The sequence below is a fragment of the Actinotalea solisilvae genome (genome assembly GCF_016464425.1).
Classification (GTDB): Bacteria; Actinomycetota; Actinomycetes; order Actinomycetales; family Cellulomonadaceae; genus Actinotalea; species Actinotalea solisilvae.
The window spans coordinates 62,408-78,707 of sequence record NZ_JADDKQ010000013.1 but is presented as its reverse complement, the minus strand read 5'-3'; the positions used below and the strand labels follow the sequence as shown (position 1 = coordinate 78,707).

Genomic DNA, 16,300 nt, shown 5'->3' with positions numbered 1-16,300 from the left:
GTGTTCGACTGGGTGCATGCGGTGGGACGGTCAGCGGCTCGAAGCCGACGACGGCGCGCTCCCGGAGCTCACGCGCCCCGACCTCGCGCTCGCGGGCCTCGTGCGCAGCGTGCGGACGCCCGACTTCGCGGGCGTCACGTTCCACGAGGTCGCCGCGAAGAGCGCCCTCAACAAGGTGCCGGCGGCGTCGGCGATGCCGTTCCGGTGGACGGTCAACCCCATGCGGGGCTGCCTCCATGCGTGCTCCTACTGCTTCGCCCGGCCGACGCACGAGTACCTCGAGCTCGACGCCGGCCGGGACTTCGAGACGCAGATCGTCGTCAAGACGAACGTGGTGGAGGTCCTGCGCGTCGAGCTCGCGCGCCCCTCGTGGCGGCGCGAGCACGTGGCGCTCGGGACCAACACCGACCCGTACCAGCGCGCGGAGGGCCGCTACCGGCTCATGCCCGGGATCATCGACGCGCTCGCGTCGTCCGGCACGCCGTTCTCGGTGCTCACCAAGGGGACGCTCCTGCGCCGCGACGTCCCCGCGCTGGTCGAGGCGTCGCAGCGCGTCCCCGTCGGGCTGGCGATCTCGCTCGCGGTGCTCGACCACGACCTCCAGCAGTCGGTCGAGCCGGGCACCCCGACGGCCCGTGCTCGGCTCGACCTCGTCCGGGCGCTGCGGGAGGCCGGCCTGCCGTGCGGGGTGCTCGTCGCGCCCGTGATGCCGTGGCTCACCGACTCCGTCGAGCACCTCGATGCGCTCCTCGGCGAGCTCGCCGCCGCCGGCGCGACGGGTGTGACGGCGCTGCCGCTGCACCTGCGCGGCTCGGTCAAGCCGTGGTTCCTGCGGTGGCTCGCCTCCGAGCGCCCCGACCTCGTGGGTCGCTACCGGCGGCTGTACGGCAGCGGGGCGTACGTGCCGACCGAGTACCGCGACTGGCTGCACGCGCGGCTCCGGCCGCTCCTCGCCGCCCACGGGTTCGGGAGCGAGGCGTCGCGGCAGCCCGACGGGGCCGTCCGGGCCGACGAGGGCTCGTTCCCGCGCGGGAGCATCGCGCGGTGGGACTGGGGCGGCGCGGCGCCGCCCGCCGCGGCGGATCTCGGGAGCCAGCCCGTGCTGTTCTGACGGCCGGCCGGTGCCCTGGCGGCTCGCTCAGGCGGTGCCGGAGGCCTCGGGGTCGTCCGGCAGCGTCGACGGGTCCTCCTCGGGCTCGAACGTCGACGGCTCGCCCGCGCCGACGCCGACACCCTGGCCGGAACCCGCCCCGACGCCCTCGCGCGACGCGTGGGGCGCCGCGGCGATCTCGTCGGCGCCCCCCGGCTCGCTCGAGACGTCCCCGTGCTTGTGGCTGCTCTCGTGGTCGGTCATGCGCCCATCCTGCGACGTCGGCGCCCCGAGCGCACGGTGCCGTGGCGTGACGGGCGCACGTCGACCGGTCTGCGAGGATCGCGCCGTGGAGCGACGCGGCGACCGGTACGACGTCGTCGTCGTGGGCTCGGGCTTCGGCGGCAGCGTCGCGGCGCTGCGGCTCACCGAGAAGGGCTACCGGGTCGCCGTCCTCGAGGCCGGCCGCCGGTTCGCGGACCACGAGTTCGCGCGCACGTCGTGGGACCTGCGGCGGTTCCTGTGGTCGCCGCGCCTGGGGTGCTACGGCATCCAGCGCATCCACCGGGTCTCGGACTCCCTCGTGCTCGCGGGCGCGGGCGTCGGCGGCGGCTCGCTCGTCTACGCCAACACGCTCTACGAGCCCCTGCCCGCGTTCTTCGCCGACCCGCAGTGGGCCGGCATCACCGACTGGGCCGCCGAGCTCGCGCCCTGGTACGACCAGGCGTCCCGCATGCTCGGCGTCCGGCCGAACCCGACGACGACGGCGTCGGACGTGCTCTTCCGGACCGTCGCCGAACGGATGGGTGTGGGCGGGACGGTCCGGCCCGCGCCGGTCGGCGTCGTCTTCGGCCGCCCCGGGGAGCGGGTCGCCGACCCGTTCTTCGGCGGCGTCGGGCCCGAGCGCACCGCGTGCACCGAGTGCGGGGCGTGCATGACCGGGTGCCGTGTGGGCGCCAAGAACACCCTCGTGAAGAACTACCTCCACCTCGCCGAGCGCGCGGGCGCCGACGTCGTCCCGCTCACGACGGTCACGCGCCTCGTCCCGACCGGTGACGGCTGGCGCGTCGAAGCGCGCGGCACCGCCGACCGCCGGCGCACGCTCTGGTACGCCGACCAGGTCGTCCTGGCGGCGGGGACCTACCACACCCAGCTCCTGCTGCACCGGGCGCGCCACCGGGGCGACCTGCGGGTCTCCGACCGCCTCGGGACGGCGACGCGGACGAACTCCGAGGCCCTGGTCGGCGCGAGCGCCCCGCGCCCGGACCTGGCGCGCCCGCTGTCGCGCGGGGTCGCGATCACGTCGTCCTTCTACCCGGACGCGCGCACGCACGTCGAGCCGGTGCGGTACGCCGCCGGCAGCAACGCGATGGCGCTCCTGCAGACGGTCCTCACGACCGGGGGGCCGCGGCGCACGCGGTGGCTGCGCATCCTCGGGACCTGGCTGGGTGAGCTCGCGCGCCGCCCGGTGACGTCGGTCCGGTCCCGTGTGCCGTACCGCTGGAGCGAGCGGACGGCCATCGCGCTCGTCATGCAGGCGCTCGACAACTCGCTCGTCACGAGCGCGCGCCGCGGGCTCGGGGGGTGGCGGCTGGTCAGCCGGCAGGGGCCGGGGGAGCCGAGCCCGACGTGGATCCCCGCGGCGGACCGCGCCGCACGCCTGCTCGCCGAGGAGCTCGGCGGGGTCCCCGGCAGCTCCTGGGGCGACGTCGCCAACATGCCCCTGACGGCGCACTTCATCGGTGGCTGCCCGATCGGCGCGGACGCGCGCTCCGGGGTGCTGGACCCCTACCAGCGGGTCCACGGCCACCCGACGCTGCACGTGCTCGACGGCGCCGCCGTGAGCGCGAACCTGGGCGTGAACCCGTCCCTGACGATCACGGCGATGGCCGAGCGGGCGGTCGCCCTGTGGCCGAACCGCGGCGACGACGACGCGCGTCCCGCCGACCAGACCCGCTACGTGCGCCTGGACCCCGTCCCCCCGCGGGCACCCGCCGTGCCGTCCGACGCACCCGCAGCGCTCCGGCCGCGGACGGCTCGCGAGGTCAGTCCGCGAGGCGGGCCGGGAAGCCGCCCGTCGCGACCGGGCCCCACCGGTCGATCGTGACCCGCAGGATCGACTTGCCCTGCGCGACCATCGCGGCGCGGTACTCGTCCCAGTCGGGGTGCTCGCCCGCGATGTTCCGGTAGTACTCGACGAGCGGCTCGACCGAGTCGGGGAGGTCCAGCACCTCCGCGGTGCCGTCGACCTGGACCCACGGGTCCCAGTCGTCGGACACCACGCACAGGCTCACGCGCGGGTCGCGGCGCGCGTTCACCGCCTTGGCGCGGTCGGGGTACGTCGAGACGACGACGCGACCGGCGTCGTCGACCCCGCAGGTCACGGGCGACATCTGCGGGCTGCCGTCGCGGCGGTGCGTGAGCAGCACGGCATGGTGGCGCGGCCGCAGGAACGCGAGCAGCTGCTCGCGGTCGACGCGGTCCGCGGTGGCGATGCGGCGGGCCATGGGCTCCTCCTCGGGGTCGGCCCGCCCAGTCTGCCGTGCGCGCCCCCACTAGACTCGGCCGGGCCCCGGCACGACGCCGGGACGGCCAGCCCCCTGTCTGGAAGGACGCTCGTGCTCCGCACCCACACCGCCGGCTCCCTGCGAGCCGAGCACATCGGTCAGACCGTCACCCTCACGGGCTGGGTCGACCGGCGGCGCGATCACGGTGGCGTGGCGTTCATCGACCTGCGGGACGCGTCGGGCATCGCCCAGGTCGTCGTCCGCGACGAGGCGGTCGCGCACGGCCTGCGCAACGAGTTCGTCCTCCAGGTGACCGGCGAGGTCGGCCGGCGACCCGAGGGCAACGAGAACGCGAACCTCGCGACCGGCGAGATCGAGGTGACCGCGGCCGACGTCGTCGTGCTCAACGAGTCGGCGCCCCTGCCCTTCCAGGTCTCCTCCGCTCTCGACGAGACGATCGGCGAGGAGGCGCGCCTCAAGCACCGCTACCTCGACCTGCGGCGCCCGGCGCCCGCGCGCGCCCTGCGGCTGCGGGCCAAGGCCAACGCCGCGGCACGCCGCGTCCTCGACGCGCAGGACTTCGTCGAGGTCGAGACGCCGACCCTCACGCGCTCGACGCCCGAGGGCGCGCGCGACTTCGTCGTGCCGGCGCGGCTCTCGCCCGGGTCCTGGTACGCGCTGCCCCAGTCCCCGCAGCTGTTCAAGCAGCTGCTCATGGTCGCGGGGATGGAGCGGTACTACCAGATCGCGCGCTGCTACCGGGACGAGGACTTCCGCGCCGACCGCCAGCCCGAGTTCACCCAGCTCGACGTCGAGATGAGCTTCGTCGAGCAGGACGACGTCATCGCCGTCGCCGAGGAGGTGCTGGTCGCGCTCTGGGAGCTCATCGGCTACACCGTCCCGACGCCGATCCCGCGCATGACGTTCGCCGACGCCATGGCCCGCTACGGCAGCGACAAGCCCGACCTGCGCTTCGGCCTCGAGCTCGTCGAGCTCACCGACTACTTCCGCGAGACGCCCTTCCGCGTCTTCCAGGCGCCGTACGTCGGCGCCGTCGTCATGCCCGGCGGCGGGTCGCAGCCGCGCCGCACGTTCGACGCGTGGCAGGAGTGGGCCAAGCAGCGCGGCGCCAAGGGCCTCGCGTACGTCACCGTGGGCGAGGACGGCGAGCTGGGCGGCCCGGTCGCCAAGAACCTGTCCGACGCCGAGCGCGCGGGGCTCGTCGCGGCCGTCGGCGCGAGCCCGGGCGACTGCGTGTTCTTCGCGGCGGGCAAGGTCTCCGAGGCGCGCGCGCTCCTCGGCGCGGCCCGCCTCGAGGTCGGCCGTCGCGTCGGCCTCATCGACGAGTCGCAGTGGTCGTTCGTCTGGGTCGTCGACGCGCCCCTGTTCAAGCCCACGGGCGAGGACGACGACGTCGCCGTCGGCGGCGGCTCGTGGACGGCCGTGCACCACGCGTTCACGTCGCCCACCCCGGAGTGGGTCGACCGCTTCGAGGAGGACCCCGGCAACGCGCTCGCCTACGCCTACGACATCGTGTGCAACGGCAACGAGATCGGCGGCGGCTCGATCCGTATCCACCGCCGCGACGTCCAGCAGCGGGTGTTCGAGGTCATGGGCATCGGCGAGGCCGAGGCGCAGGAGAAGTTCGGCTTCCTGCTCGACGCGTTCCAGTTCGGTGCGCCCCCGCACGGCGGCATCGCGTTCGGCTGGGACCGCATCCTCACGCTGCTCACGGGCTCGGACTCGATCCGGGACGTCATCGCGTTCCCGAAGTCCGGTGGCGGCTTCGACCCGCTCACGGGTGCGCCCGCGCCGATCACGGCCGAGCAGCGCAAGGAGGCCGGGGTCGACGCCAGGCCGGAGGGCCGTGCCGCCGGGCTCGCGCCCGTCGGCGGTCGGCCGTCGCCCGCGGGCGGCGGTCCCGCGGCGGACGCGGGCGCGGGCGCCTGAGCGGGGTCGACGCCGCGACCTTACCGGGGCCGTGGCGCGGCGACCGCATGCTCCTGGGCGACCGGGTGCGGTGGTCGCGGGTCGAGGTGGCGAGCACCGAGGGCCTCGCGCCCGCGATCCTCGTCGCCGTCCTCCGGGAGGCGCGGACGACGCTGCTCGGTCGGGGCGACCCGGACGCCGCGCTGCACCTCGTCCGCGAGCGCCTCGAGGGCCGTGAGCGGGACGGTCGGCCGACCACGGCGGGCTGGATGAGCCTGCCGCGCGGCGCGTCGACGGTCGGCGGGGGCGACGACGTGCCCGGACCGGTCGACGCGCTGCTGGGCCGGCTCGGCCTCGAGCGGTTCTCGACGTGGGACTGGATGGTCACCGCGGACGAGCCGCCCGCGGTCGAGGCGGAGGACGCCGTCGTGCGCCTCGACCCCGTCGTCGATGCCGACGCGATCCGCGCGTGCCTCGCGGAGGCGAACCCCGGCACCACCGCCGACCCGACCGGGCCCCAGGAGGCCGCGTGGTGCGGGGTGCGCGACGGCGACGTCCTGGTCGGGGTCATGGGCGCGTCCCTGCGCGGCGGCTCGGACGAGGGCGGGCTGTCGTGGCACCTGCACGGCCTCGGGGTCCGGCCGCGGGCGCGCGGGCGGGACCTCGGGGCGGCGCTCACGGCCGCCGTCACCCGGGCCGGCCTGAGCGCGGGTGCGGAGTGGGTCTCGCTCGGCCTCTACGCCGACAACGAGCGCGCGCGCGGCATCTACCGCCGGCTCGGGTACGCGACCGAGGGCGAGTTCGTCTCGTTCGGACCGGCCGGGGCGCGCCGGCCCCCCACCTGACGCGGGCCCGGGGCGGACCCGCGGTCGCTCAGTGGCTGAGGTCCACGCGCTGCTGCAGGCGCCGCAGCGGGCCCGGGGCCCACCAGTTGTAGCGGCCGAGCAGCGTCATGGTCGCCGGCACGAGGAGCATCCGGACGAGCGTCGCGTCGATGAGCACGGCCACCGCCAGGGAGAAGCCGACCTCCTTGATGACGAGCAGCTTCCCGACGACGAAGCCCGCGAAGACCACGATGATGATGAGCGCCGCCGACGTGATGATCCGACCCGAGCGCTGCAGCCCGAGCCGCACCGCGTCGTCGTTCGTCGCCCCGCCGTCCCACAGCTCCTTGATGCGCGAGAGCAGGAAGACCTCGTAGTCCATCGCGAGGCCGAAGCCGAACGCGATGATGAGCGCGACGACATAGGTCTCGATGCCGCCCGTCGAGGTGAACTGGAGCAGGCCCGCGAGGTTGCCGTCCTGGAACACCCACACGAGCACGCCGAGCGAGGCCGTGAGCGAGAGCGCGTTGGTGAGCAGCGCCTTGAGCGGGATGACGACCGACCCGGTCATGAGGAAGAGCAGCACGAACGTCGCGAGCACGACGATGCCCACCGCCCAGGGCGCCCGCTCGAGGAGGGCGTCCGTGAAGTCGATGTTGTTCGCGGCCGGGCCCGTGACCCGCACCGGGAACGGGGCGTCGAGCGCGCGGACCTCCCGGACGACGCTGCGGGCGACCGCGCCGCCGGCGTCGTCGCTGTCCGGGCGGACGCCCACGACGACGTAGGGCCCGACCGGGGCGGGCGGGTCGACCGAGGCGACGTCGGGCAGGTCGGCGAGCTCCTGCGCCCACGCGCCGACGTCGTCCAGGGAGCCCTCGGCGAGCACGCGCACTGCCGGGGCGGCCGACGCCGGGTACTGCTCGGCGATGGTCTCGACGTAGGCGCGCTGGTCCGAGCCGCGCGGCAGGAGCTCGACGGTCGAGTTCCGCAGCTCCATGTGCGCGGCCGGCGCGGCGAGCACGCCGAGCACGACGAGGCTGCCGAGCAGCACCCACCAGGGACGCCGCTGCACGCGCTCGGCGAGCCGGGAGAACACGCCCTCCTCGGAGACGACGTCGCCCGTCCGGGCGAGGACCGCGCGCAGGCCGGGGACGCGGCTGACCAGGCCCGGCCGCGCCAGGCGGCGTCCGGCGAGCGCGAGCAGCGCGGGGACCAGGCTCAGCGCCGTCGCGACGGCGACGAGGATGACTGCCACGCCGGCCGAGCCGAACGCGCGCAGGATCGCGGGCTCGAAGACGACGAGCCCGAGGATCGCGATGGCGACCGTGAGGGCCGAGAACGCGACCGTCCGGCCCGCGGTCTGCATCGTGCGGCGCAGCGCGGCCTCGACGCCCGGGTCGCGGCGCCGCCGTCGCCCGCCGCGTGCGCCCTCGGACGGAGGGACCTGGTGCAGCTCCTCGCGGAACCGCGACACGATGAGCAGGCCGTAGTCGATGGACAGGCCGAGCCCCAGGAGCGTCACGACGTTGACGACGGACGAGTCCATGTCGAGCCAGTGCGACAGCACGTAGACGGCGCCGAGCCCGCCCGCGATCGACGCGAGCGCGCCCGCCATGGGCATCGCGGCCGAGAGGAAGCCGCCGAACACCAGCACCATGACGACGAGCGCGATGGGCAGCGCCACCGCCTCGCCCGTCGCCAGGTCCTTCTCGACCTGGCTCGTGATCTCCTCGACGATGAGCGAGGTGCCGCCGACCTGGCCGGAGGCACCGGGGACGACGTCGCCGAGCGTCGCGGCGAGGGCGTCGAGCTCGTCCTCGACCGCGCCGAGCGCGTCGTCCTGCGCGGCCTCGTCCAGCACCGGGTCGAGCTCCACGACGACGAGGAACCCTGCGCCGTCGCCCGCGAGCAGCGGGGCCGCGGCGGGGCTCTGCGGGCCCTCGGGGAGCATGTAGGGGTCGATGACCGAGGTGACGCCGTCGACGGCGAGCAGCCGCTCGCGCGCGTCGGCCACGGGCTCGAGGAGGTCCGCGTCGAGCGGGTCGACCCCCTGGACGGCGAGGGACAGGCTCGAGCCGGACGAGCTCTGCTCCTCGAGGATGGCGTCCGCCTCGGCGCTCTCCGATCCCGGGACCTGGGGCGCACCCGTGGAGAGGCGCTCGAAGAGCGTCTCCCCGCCGACGCCGAGCAGCGCGAGGGCGAAGCACGCCGCCGTCACCACGGCCCAGACGACGATGGTGCGGCGGGGGTGGCGCGCCACGGTGCGGCCCAGGGAGTCGAACACGAGGGTCAGCATCCCAGGCGGCCCGAGCGATCCGCACGACGGACCACGTGGAGTGCGTCACGCGGGGGACAGGCGGCCGTCCTGCGGACCCTCCGTGCGTGCGTAGGCTCCGCCCATGGACCTGTTCGACGCCGTCACCTCGACGGGCCAGGGGCTGCCCGGCGTCGGCAGCAGCACCCCGCTCGCGGTGCGCATGCGACCCCGCACGCTCGCGGAGGTCGCCGGTCAGCAGCACCTGCTCGCGCCCGGCTCGCCGCTGCGCCGGCTCGTGGAGCCGGCCGACGACGGCTCGCGGCGCGCGGCGCCGTCGTCGGTCGTGCTCTGGGGACCGCCGGGCACCGGCAAGACGACGCTCGCCTACCTCATCGCGGCGACGTCGGGCCGGCGGTTCGTCGAGCTCTCGGGCGTGACGTCCGGCGTCAAGGACGTGCGCGCCGTGGTCGAGGAGGCGCGGCGCCGGCTCGCGACGGGCGGGGCGGAGACGGTCCTCTTCATCGACGAGGTCCACCGGTTCTCGACGACGCAGCAGGACGCGCTGCTGCCGAGCGTGGAGAACCGCTGGGTCACGCTCGTGGCCGCGACCACCGAGAACCCGAGCTTCTCGGTGAACTCGCCGCTGCTGTCCCGCTCGCTGCTGCTCACGCTGCGCCCGCTCGACACCGACGACGTCCGCGCGCTCGTGCGGCGTGCGGTGGCCGACGAGCGCGGGCTGGGCGGCACCATCGAGCTCGCCGAGGACGCCGAGGAGCACCTGCTGCGGCTCTCGGGCGGCGACGCGCGCAAGGCCCTGACGATCCTCGAGGCGGCCGCGGGTGCCGCCCTGGACCGCAGCGGCGCGGACGCCGGGCCGGGCGAGGCCGGGGCGGGCGAGGCCGGGGCGGGCGACGGTGCCGCCGGCGTGCCGGTCGTCGACCTGCCGACCGTCGAGCGCGCGATCGACGTGGCGGCCGTGCGGTACGACCGGGCGGGGGACCAGCACTACGACGTCATCAGCGCGTTCATCAAGTCGATGCGCGGCTCGGACGTCGACGCCGCGCTGCACTACCTCGCGCGCATGGTCGTCGCGGGGGAGGACCCGCGGTTCATCGCGCGGCGCGTCGTCATCGCCGCGGCGGAGGAGGTGGGCATGGCGGACCCGTCGGCGCTCCAGACCGCGGTCGCCGCGGCGCAGGCGGTCGCGCTCATCGGCATGCCGGAGGCGCGGATCATCCTCGCCGAGGCCGTGGTGCACGTCACGACGGCGCCCAAGTCCAACGCGTCCTACAGGGCGATCGACGCGGCGATCGCCGACGTCCGCGCGGGCAAGGTCGGGACGGTGCCGCCGCACCTGCGCGACGCCCACTACGCCGGCGCCCAGAAGCTGGGCCACGGCGCGGGCTACCGCTACGCGCACGACGAGCCGCACGCCGTCGCGAGCCAGCAGTACGCCCCGGACGACCTCGTCGACGCGCGCTACTACGAGCCGAGCGACCGGGGCTACGAGCGCGACGTCTCCGCGCGCCTGGCCCGCATCCGCCAGATCCTCCACGACCGCTGACCGGCCGCTCGGGCGGTCGACTTCTGGAACGAAGGCGACGCCGGGACGTCGTCGGCGTTCCAGAACTCCCTCATTCCGCACGCAGCGCGGCCAGGGTGGCGCGGATCTGCTCGACCACGTGGTGCGGCCGGTCCGTCAGGTCGGACCACGTGAAGCGCAGCACGGTGTAGCCCGCGAGCATGAGCCGGTTCTGCTTGTCGCGGTCCGCCTGGAACTGGGCGACCGCGTGGTAGGCGAACCCGTCGACCTCGATCACGAGGTGCTCGGCGCGGAAGAGCGCGTCGGCACGGCCGACGATCCCGTGCTCGTCGCGGATCTGCTGGTCGAACCGGCAGCCGACGAGCCCTGCGCCCCGCGCGATGTCGCGCAGCCGACGCTCGGCGGCGCTCAGGGTGCCCCGCTCCGCGTCCTGGAGCGCCCGTCGGAGGCGTGCAGCGCCCCACGTCGCGGCGCGCGTGTCCAGGGCCGCCCGGATGTCGGCGGGGCGGAGCACCTCGCGCGTGACGCACCACGCCAGCAGGCGCTCGGAGTCGGCGTCGGGCAGGTGCCCGACGCAGTCGACCGCGGTCCGGCGGCGGCTCGTCACGAGAGCTGCCCCGACGACGACGACGTCGCGGTCCCCGAGCGGGCGCAGGTGCGTCCGGACACCGCCGCGGCTGCGCGTCCGGCGGTCGACGAGCGCATGGTCCACACCGTCGTCCGGCACTGGCAGCCCGTGCACGGCGGCGGCGGTCGTGAGGCAGGCGACAGCGGTGGGCCAGGTGAGGGTGATCGCGGTGGCACGCCGCAGCGGGGTGACGGCCAGCGTCGCCGGGGCGATGGCGTCCCCGCGCAGGTGCACCCAGTCGCCGCGCGCCAGCCGCAGCTGGACCTGGCGTCGCGTCGCTCCGGCGGCCCACGCCTGGGCGGCGGTGAAGAGGCCCTGCTGGTGCGTCGCCGCGGGCGGCACCCAGCCGCGGGGCAGTCGTGTCATCGGCACAGGCTCGACGACGGCCCGTGTCCCGTCCGGCCGGGACCGCCGCGCCTGGGGACGACGCGCGCCTGGGCACCGCCGCGCGCGGCCGCGTCCTGGAACGGTGACGACGTTCGCGCGTCGTCCCCGTTCCAGGAGGGCGGGACCGGGGGAGCCGCGGGGGTGGGGTAGTCTTGACCGGTTGCCCGTCGCGGGCAGCCACCCTGGGGACCTCAGCCGCACCACGAAGGTTGGTCCCACACCCGCCGGAGACCGTCCGCTGCGGGATGTGCCACGACAACGACAGGAAGTACCACGTGTCCTCTGTGACCCGCGCGCGCCGCCAGGTGCGCCTCTCCCGGGCCCTCGGCCTCGCGCTCACGCCGAAGGCCGTCAAGCACTTCGAGAAGCGGCCCTACCCGCCCGGCGAGCACGGCCGCGCCCGCCGCCGCACCGAGTCGGACTACGCCGTCCGTCTGCGCGAGAAGCAGCGCCTGCGCGCCCAGTACGGCCTGCGCGAGAAGCAGATGGCGCGTGCCTTCGACGAGGCCAAGAAGACCCCGGGCCTGACCGGTGAGGCCCTGGTCGAGAACCTCGAGACGCGTCTCGACGCGCTCGTCCTGCGCTCGGGCTTCGCGCGCACGATCCTCCAGGCCCGCCAGGTCGTCGTGCACCGCCACATCCTCGTCGACGGCAAGATCGTCGACCGCCCGTCCTTCCAGGTGAAGCCGGGTCAGACGCTCCAGATCAAGCCGCGCAGCCAGACGAGCGACCAGTTCCGCGTCGCCGCCGCCGGTGCCCACCGCGACGTCCTGCCGGCCGTCCCGGGCTACCTGGACGTGCAGCTCGAGAAGCTGTCGGCCCAGCTCACGCGCCGTCCGAAGCGCGCCGAGGTCCCCGTGACCTGCGAGGTCCAGCTGGTCGTCGAGTACTACTCGCGCTGACCGCACGCCGACCACGGCCTCAGCCGTACGCACGACGCCCCGTACCCCGGCAGCTGCCGGGTGCGGGGCGTCGTCGTCCGGGCCCGTGCGGCCGGTAGGGTCGTCCCGACCTCCGCCGGTCGCCCCCGTCGGCCGCCCAGCAGCAGGAAGGACCTCAGCATGTCCCTCGGTGACGTCGCAGGCCTCATCGCCGCGATCGCGTTCGTGCTGCTCGTGGGCTTCCTCGCCGTGCCCCTCTGGAAGCTCGGCCGGACGTTCGACGCGGCCACGCAGTCGGTCAAGGACCTCACCGACCACACGGTGCCCGTGCTCGACGAGACCGCCACGACGGTCGCGTCCGCGAACGCGCAGCTCGTCAAGGTCGACACCATGACGACGTCGGCGGCGGAGATCAGCCAGAACGTGTCCGCGCTCACCGCGCTCGTCGCGGCCACCGTCGGCGGCCCGCTCATCAAGGTCGCCGCCTTCTCCTACGGCGTGCGCCAGGCGCTGTCCGACCTCACGGCCCGGTTCAAGTGATGCGCCGCCTCGTCTGGATGGGACTCGGCGCCGCGGCCGCCGTCGTGCTCGCGGAGCGCGGCCGCCGGCTCGCGCACCGCTACACGCCCGCGGGGGTGACCGAGCAGGTCGAGGCCGCCGGCCAGCGCGCCGGCACCGCCCTGCACGACGCCGCCGCCACGTTCCGGTCCGCCTTCGCCTCGCGCGAGCGCGACCTCGTCTCCACCCTGCTCGTGCAGCCGGAGGGCGGGGACGCGCGCGCGGCGCTCCGCCGCCCTGGTCGCCACTCGGCCGACGGGGCCGGCAGCACCGCTGACGCCGCCGACGACGGCTACCTCGCCGGCCCTCGCGACGTGCCGCGCGGCCGCCCGCGCGGCCGCGTCGACGACGACGAGCCGCTCTACGACTTCTGACCCGACCGGCGCCTCGTGCGAGGCGCCCACGACCGCAGTGCCGACGCCGTCGGCCGACCAGCGGCCGGGACCGCCCGGCCACCTGACGTGAGGACACCATGCGGACCGCCGAGATCCGACGCCGTTGGCTCGACTACTTCGAGCAGCGCGACCACGCCGTCGTGCCCAGCTCGTCCCTCATCTCGCCCGACCCGTCGACGCTCTTCGTCATCGCCGGCATGGTCCCGTTCATCCCCTACATGCTCGGCCAGCAGACGCCGCCGTGGCAGCGCGCGACGAGCGTGCAGAAGTGCGTGCGCACGCTCGACATCGACGAGGTCGGCAAGACCACGCGTCACGGCACGTTCTTCCAGATGAACGGCAACTTCTCCTTCGGCGACTACTTCAAGGAGGGGGCGATCTCCTACGCGTGGGAGCTCGTCACCGGGTCGCAGGCGGACGGCTTCCTCGGGTTCGACCCCGACAAGGTCTGGGTCACCGTCTACCACGACGACGACGAGGCGGCGCAGCTCTGGCGCAAGGTCGCCGGCCTGCCCGACGAGCGGATCCAGCGGCGCGGCAAGAAGGACAACTACTGGCACACCGGCCAGCCGGGCCCGGCCGGGCCGTGCTCGGAGATCTACATCGACCGCGGCCCGCAGTACGGCGCCGACGGCGGCCCGGTGGTCGACGAGGACCGCTTCCTCGAGATCTGGAACCTCGTCTTCATGCAGTACGCGATCGACGGCGTCCGCTCCAAGGACGACTTCGACATCGTCGGCGACCTCAAGCAGAAGAACATCGACACCGGCATGGGGCTCGAGCGCGTCGCGTACCTGCTCCAGGGCGTCGACAACCTCTACGAGATCGACGAGGTCCGCCCCGTCATCGACGTGGCCTCGGAGCTCTCCGGCCGTCGGTACGGCGCCGAGCGCGACGACGACGTCCGCATGCGCGTCGTCGCGGACCACGTCCGGTCCGCGCTCATGCTCATCGGCGACGGCATCACGCCGTCCAACGAGGGTCGCGGGTACGTGCTGCGCCGCCTGCTGCGCCGCTCCGTGCGCGCGATGAAGCTGCTCGGCGTCGACGAGCCGGCCATGCCCGCGCTGCTGCCGACCTCGATGAAGGCGATGAGCCTGTCCTACCCCGAGCTCGAGACGGACTTCGCGCGGATCTCGCGCATCGCGTACGCGGAGGAGGAGGCGTTCCGGCGCACGCTCGTCGCGGGCACGACGATCCTCGACACCGCGGTCCAGCAGGTGAAGACGTCCGGCGGCACCCGGCTCGCCGGCGCGCAGGCGTTCGCGCTGCACGACACCTACGGCTTCCCGATCGACCTCACGCTCGAGATGGCGCAGGAGCAGGGGCTCACGGTCGACGAGCAGGGCTTCCGCGACCTCATGACCGCGCAGCGCGACCGCGCCCGGGCGGACGCGAAGGCGAAGAAGGGCGGCGCGGCGACGTCGACCGCGTACCGCGAGCTCCGCGACGTCGGCCCGACCGAGTTCACGGGCTACAGCCAGCTCACGACGCCGTCGACCGTGCGCGGCCTGCTGCGCGACGGCGCCGTCGTGCCGCGCGCCGAGCAGGGCGAGACGGTCGAGGTCGTGCTCGAGCGCACCCCGTTCTACGCGGAGTCGGGCGGTCAGGAGTCCGACGCGGGCGTCATCACGGCCGACGGCGCCCGGCTCGAGGTGCTCGACGTGCAGCGGCCCATCAAGGGGCTCGTGGTCCACACGGTGCGGGTCGCGGAGGGCGAGGTCGGCCCGGGCACCGAGGTGCTCGCGCAGGTCGACCCCGAGTGGCGGCTCGGTGCGCGCCAGGCGCACTCGGGCACGCACGTCGTGCACGCCGCGCTGCGCGAGGTGCTCGGGCCGGACGCGCTCCAGTCCGGCTCGTACAACAAGCCCGGCTACCTGCGGCTCGACTTCTCGTGGAACCAGGCGCTGTCGGCGTCGGCGCGCAGCGAGGTCGAGGAGGTCGCCAACCGCGCCATCCGCAAGGACCTCGGGGTGTCGTGGCAGTACATGACGCTCCCGGAGGCCAAGGCGTGGGGCGCGATCGCGCTCTTCGGCGAGACCTACGACGAGCAGGTCCGCGTCGTCGAGATCGGCGGCCCGTGGTCGCGCGAGCTCTGCGGCGGCACGCACGTCGACCACTCGAGCCAGATCGGCCTCATCGCGCTCACGGGGGAGTCCTCGGTCGGCTCGGGCTCGCGTCGCGTCGAGGCGCTCGTCGGCATGGAGGCGTTCCAGGCGCTGGCCCGCGAGCGCGCGCTCGTCGCCACGCTCACCGACGCGCTCAAGGTGCGCCCGGAGGAGCTGCCCGAGCGCGTCGCGGGCGTCGTCGCGCGGCTGCGCGAGGCCGAGAAGGAGCTCGCGGCGCTGCGCCAGGGCCGCCTGCTCGCGGCCGCGGGGAGCCTCGCGGACGCCGCGGCGGCTGTCGGCGGCGTCCGGGTGGTGACGCACGACGCGGGTGAGGTCGCGTCGGCCGACGACCTGCGGACCCTCGCGCTCGACGTGCGGGGACGCCTGGGCGAGGAGCCCGCGGTGGTCGCCGTCGGCGGCGCGGCCAAGGGGCGCCCGATCGTCCTCGTCGCCACGAACGCCGCCGCGCGCGAGCGCGGCCTCAGGGCCGGCGCGCTCGCCAAGGTCGCGGCGGGGACCCTCGGCGGTGGAGGCGGCGGCAAGGACGACGTCGCGCAGGGCGGCGGGAGCGACGTCGCCCGCCTGGCCGACGCCCTCGTCGCCGTCCGGGACGAGGTCGCGCGTGGCGCTGAGCGCTGAGGCCGGCGGTCCGGTGGGCGACGGGTCGGCCGCGCTGCCGCGCGGCGCCCGGCTCGCGGTCGACGTCGGCTCGGTCCGGGTGGGGCTCGCCGCGAGCGACCCCGACGGGCTCGTCGCGACGCCGGTCGAGACCGTCCCGCGGGCCCCGGCGCCCGCCGGTGGCGCCGACCCGCAGGGCGCGCCCGCGCCCGCCGACGTCGCCCGGATCGCCGCCGAGGTCGTCGAGCGCTCCGCCGCGGTCGTCTACGTGGGACTGCCGCGCAGCCTCTCGGGCGCCGAGGGTGCGGCGTCCGCGCTCGTTCGCGCCTATTCTGTTGCGCTGGCGCACGCGGTGGCCCCCGTGCCGGTGCGGCTCGTCGACGAGCGGCTCAGCACGGTGACCGCCCACCAGGCGCTGCACGCGTCGGGCCGTGCGGGCCGGCGCCACCGGGCCGTCGTCGACCAGGCGGCCGCGGTGGTCATCCTGCAGACGGCGCTCGACACGGAGAAGGCGTCCGGGCGGCGCGCGGGCGAGCTGGTGGGGGCCGCCCAGGCGGCCCCGGGCGAGGCATGAC

The 16,300-nt window shown here is 75.2% G+C and carries 14 protein-coding genes; 10 read left to right on the top strand and 4 right to left on the bottom strand.

Annotated features, from left to right (window positions below; translation table 11 throughout):
- Positions 1-16: 16 nt before the first annotated feature.
- A complete protein-coding gene (locus JIG38_RS12170; RefSeq protein WP_199424084.1) occupies positions 17-1,111 on the top strand; it encodes an Rv2578c family radical SAM protein in 1,095 nt (364 codons plus the stop codon).
- Positions 1,112-1,138: 27 nt separating this feature from the next.
- On the opposite strand, the gene JIG38_RS12165 is transcribed toward JIG38_RS12170, so the two are convergent.
- A complete protein-coding gene (locus tag JIG38_RS12165) occupies positions 1,139-1,354 on the bottom strand; it encodes a hypothetical protein (protein ID WP_199424083.1) in 216 nt (71 codons plus the stop codon).
- Positions 1,355-1,439: 85 nt separating this feature from the next.
- On the opposite strand from JIG38_RS12165, the gene JIG38_RS12160 reads away from it, so the two are divergent.
- A complete protein-coding gene (locus JIG38_RS12160; protein ID WP_307844865.1) occupies positions 1,440-3,197 on the top strand; it encodes a GMC oxidoreductase in 1,758 nt (585 codons plus the stop codon).
- On the opposite strand, the gene JIG38_RS12155 is transcribed toward JIG38_RS12160, so the two are convergent.
- Complete coding sequence (locus JIG38_RS12155) at positions 3,136-3,597, bottom strand: PPOX class F420-dependent oxidoreductase (RefSeq protein WP_199424081.1); 462 nt, start codon at positions 3,595-3,597, stop codon at positions 3,136-3,138. The two genes, JIG38_RS12160 and JIG38_RS12155, sit on opposite strands and share 62 nt — an antisense overlap.
- Positions 3,598-3,708: 111 nt before the next feature.
- Between JIG38_RS12155 and aspS the strand changes: the two genes are divergently transcribed.
- Both aspS and JIG38_RS12145 read left to right on the top strand, forming a co-directional pair.
- Positions 3,709-5,547: an aspartate--tRNA ligase gene (aspS, locus tag JIG38_RS12150; protein WP_199424080.1), complete on the top strand. Its 1,839-nt coding sequence runs from the start codon at positions 3,709-3,711 to the stop codon at positions 5,545-5,547.
- Between the two features lie 47 nt (positions 5,548-5,594).
- Positions 5,595-6,371, top strand: a complete 777-nt coding sequence (locus JIG38_RS12145; protein ID WP_199424079.1) for a GNAT family N-acetyltransferase — start codon at positions 5,595-5,597, stop codon at positions 6,369-6,371.
- Between the two features lie 28 nt (positions 6,372-6,399).
- Here JIG38_RS12145 and JIG38_RS12140 read toward each other — a convergent pair whose 3' ends face one another.
- Positions 6,400-8,634 carry an MMPL family transporter gene (locus JIG38_RS12140; protein ID WP_307844864.1) on the bottom strand — a complete coding sequence of 745 codons (2,235 nt, stop codon included), beginning with the start codon at positions 8,632-8,634 and terminating at the stop codon, positions 6,400-6,402.
- 115 nt (positions 8,635-8,749) lie between these two features.
- Here JIG38_RS12140 and JIG38_RS12135 point away from each other — a divergent pair, with 115 nt between their 5' ends.
- The gene (locus JIG38_RS12135) at positions 8,750-10,171 is read left to right on the top strand and encodes a replication-associated recombination protein A (RefSeq protein WP_199424077.1); all 1,422 of its coding nucleotides are present in this window, start codon (positions 8,750-8,752) and stop codon (positions 10,169-10,171) included.
- A gap of 70 nt (positions 10,172-10,241) precedes the next feature.
- Here the strand turns inward: JIG38_RS12135 and JIG38_RS12130 are convergent, their stop codons facing one another.
- Positions 10,242-11,144 (bottom strand): endonuclease domain-containing protein, encoded by a 903-nt coding sequence (locus JIG38_RS12130; RefSeq protein ID WP_199424076.1) that lies wholly within the window; start codon positions 11,142-11,144, stop codon positions 10,242-10,244.
- Between the two features lie 296 nt (positions 11,145-11,440).
- On the opposite strand from JIG38_RS12130, the gene rpsD reads away from it, so the two are divergent.
- The 5 genes from rpsD (at position 11,441) to ruvX (ending at position 16,299) form a co-directional block, all read left to right on the top strand.
- Positions 11,441-12,067 carry a 30S ribosomal protein S4 gene (rpsD, locus tag JIG38_RS12125; protein WP_199424075.1) on the top strand — a complete coding sequence of 209 codons (627 nt, stop codon included), beginning with the start codon at positions 11,441-11,443 and terminating at the stop codon, positions 12,065-12,067.
- Positions 12,068-12,226: 159 nt separating this feature from the next.
- On the top strand, positions 12,227-12,586 hold the full coding sequence (locus JIG38_RS12120; protein WP_199424074.1) for a DUF948 domain-containing protein: 360 nt from the start codon (positions 12,227-12,229) through the stop codon (positions 12,584-12,586).
- A complete protein-coding gene (locus tag JIG38_RS12115) occupies positions 12,586-12,978 on the top strand; it encodes a hypothetical protein (protein WP_199424073.1) in 393 nt (130 codons plus the stop codon). Before JIG38_RS12120 ends, JIG38_RS12115 begins: the two co-directional genes overlap by 1 nt.
- Positions 12,979-13,076: 98 nt before the next feature.
- Positions 13,077-15,746: an alanine--tRNA ligase gene (gene alaS, locus JIG38_RS12110; RefSeq protein WP_199424072.1), complete on the top strand. Its 2,670-nt coding sequence runs from the start codon at positions 13,077-13,079 to the stop codon at positions 15,744-15,746.
- A complete protein-coding gene (gene ruvX, locus JIG38_RS12105) occupies positions 15,736-16,299 on the top strand; it encodes a Holliday junction resolvase RuvX (RefSeq protein ID WP_233404909.1) in 564 nt (187 codons plus the stop codon). Before alaS ends, ruvX begins: the two co-directional genes overlap by 11 nt.
- The last annotated feature ends 1 nt before the right edge of the window (position 16,300 follow it).

Coding starts and splice junctions, on each gene's coding strand:
- JIG38_RS12170 (WP_199424084.1), top strand. CDS start 17: ATGCGGTGGGACGGTCAGCGGCTCGAAGCCGACGACGGCGCGCTCCCG.
- JIG38_RS12165 (WP_199424083.1), bottom strand. CDS start 1,354: ATGACCGACCACGAGAGCAGCCACAAGCACGGGGACGTCTCGAGCGAG.
- JIG38_RS12155 (WP_199424081.1), bottom strand. CDS start 3,597: ATGGCCCGCCGCATCGCCACCGCGGACCGCGTCGACCGCGAGCAGCTG.
- JIG38_RS12145 (WP_199424079.1), top strand. CDS start 5,595: ATGCTCCTGGGCGACCGGGTGCGGTGGTCGCGGGTCGAGGTGGCGAGC.
- JIG38_RS12135 (WP_199424077.1), top strand. CDS start 8,750: ATGGACCTGTTCGACGCCGTCACCTCGACGGGCCAGGGGCTGCCCGGC.
- JIG38_RS12130 (WP_199424076.1), bottom strand. CDS start 11,144: ATGACACGACTGCCCCGCGGCTGGGTGCCGCCCGCGGCGACGCACCAG.
- JIG38_RS12120 (WP_199424074.1), top strand. CDS start 12,227: ATGTCCCTCGGTGACGTCGCAGGCCTCATCGCCGCGATCGCGTTCGTG.
- JIG38_RS12115 (WP_199424073.1), top strand. CDS start 12,586: ATGCGCCGCCTCGTCTGGATGGGACTCGGCGCCGCGGCCGCCGTCGTG.
- alaS (WP_199424072.1), top strand. CDS start 13,077: ATGCGGACCGCCGAGATCCGACGCCGTTGGCTCGACTACTTCGAGCAG.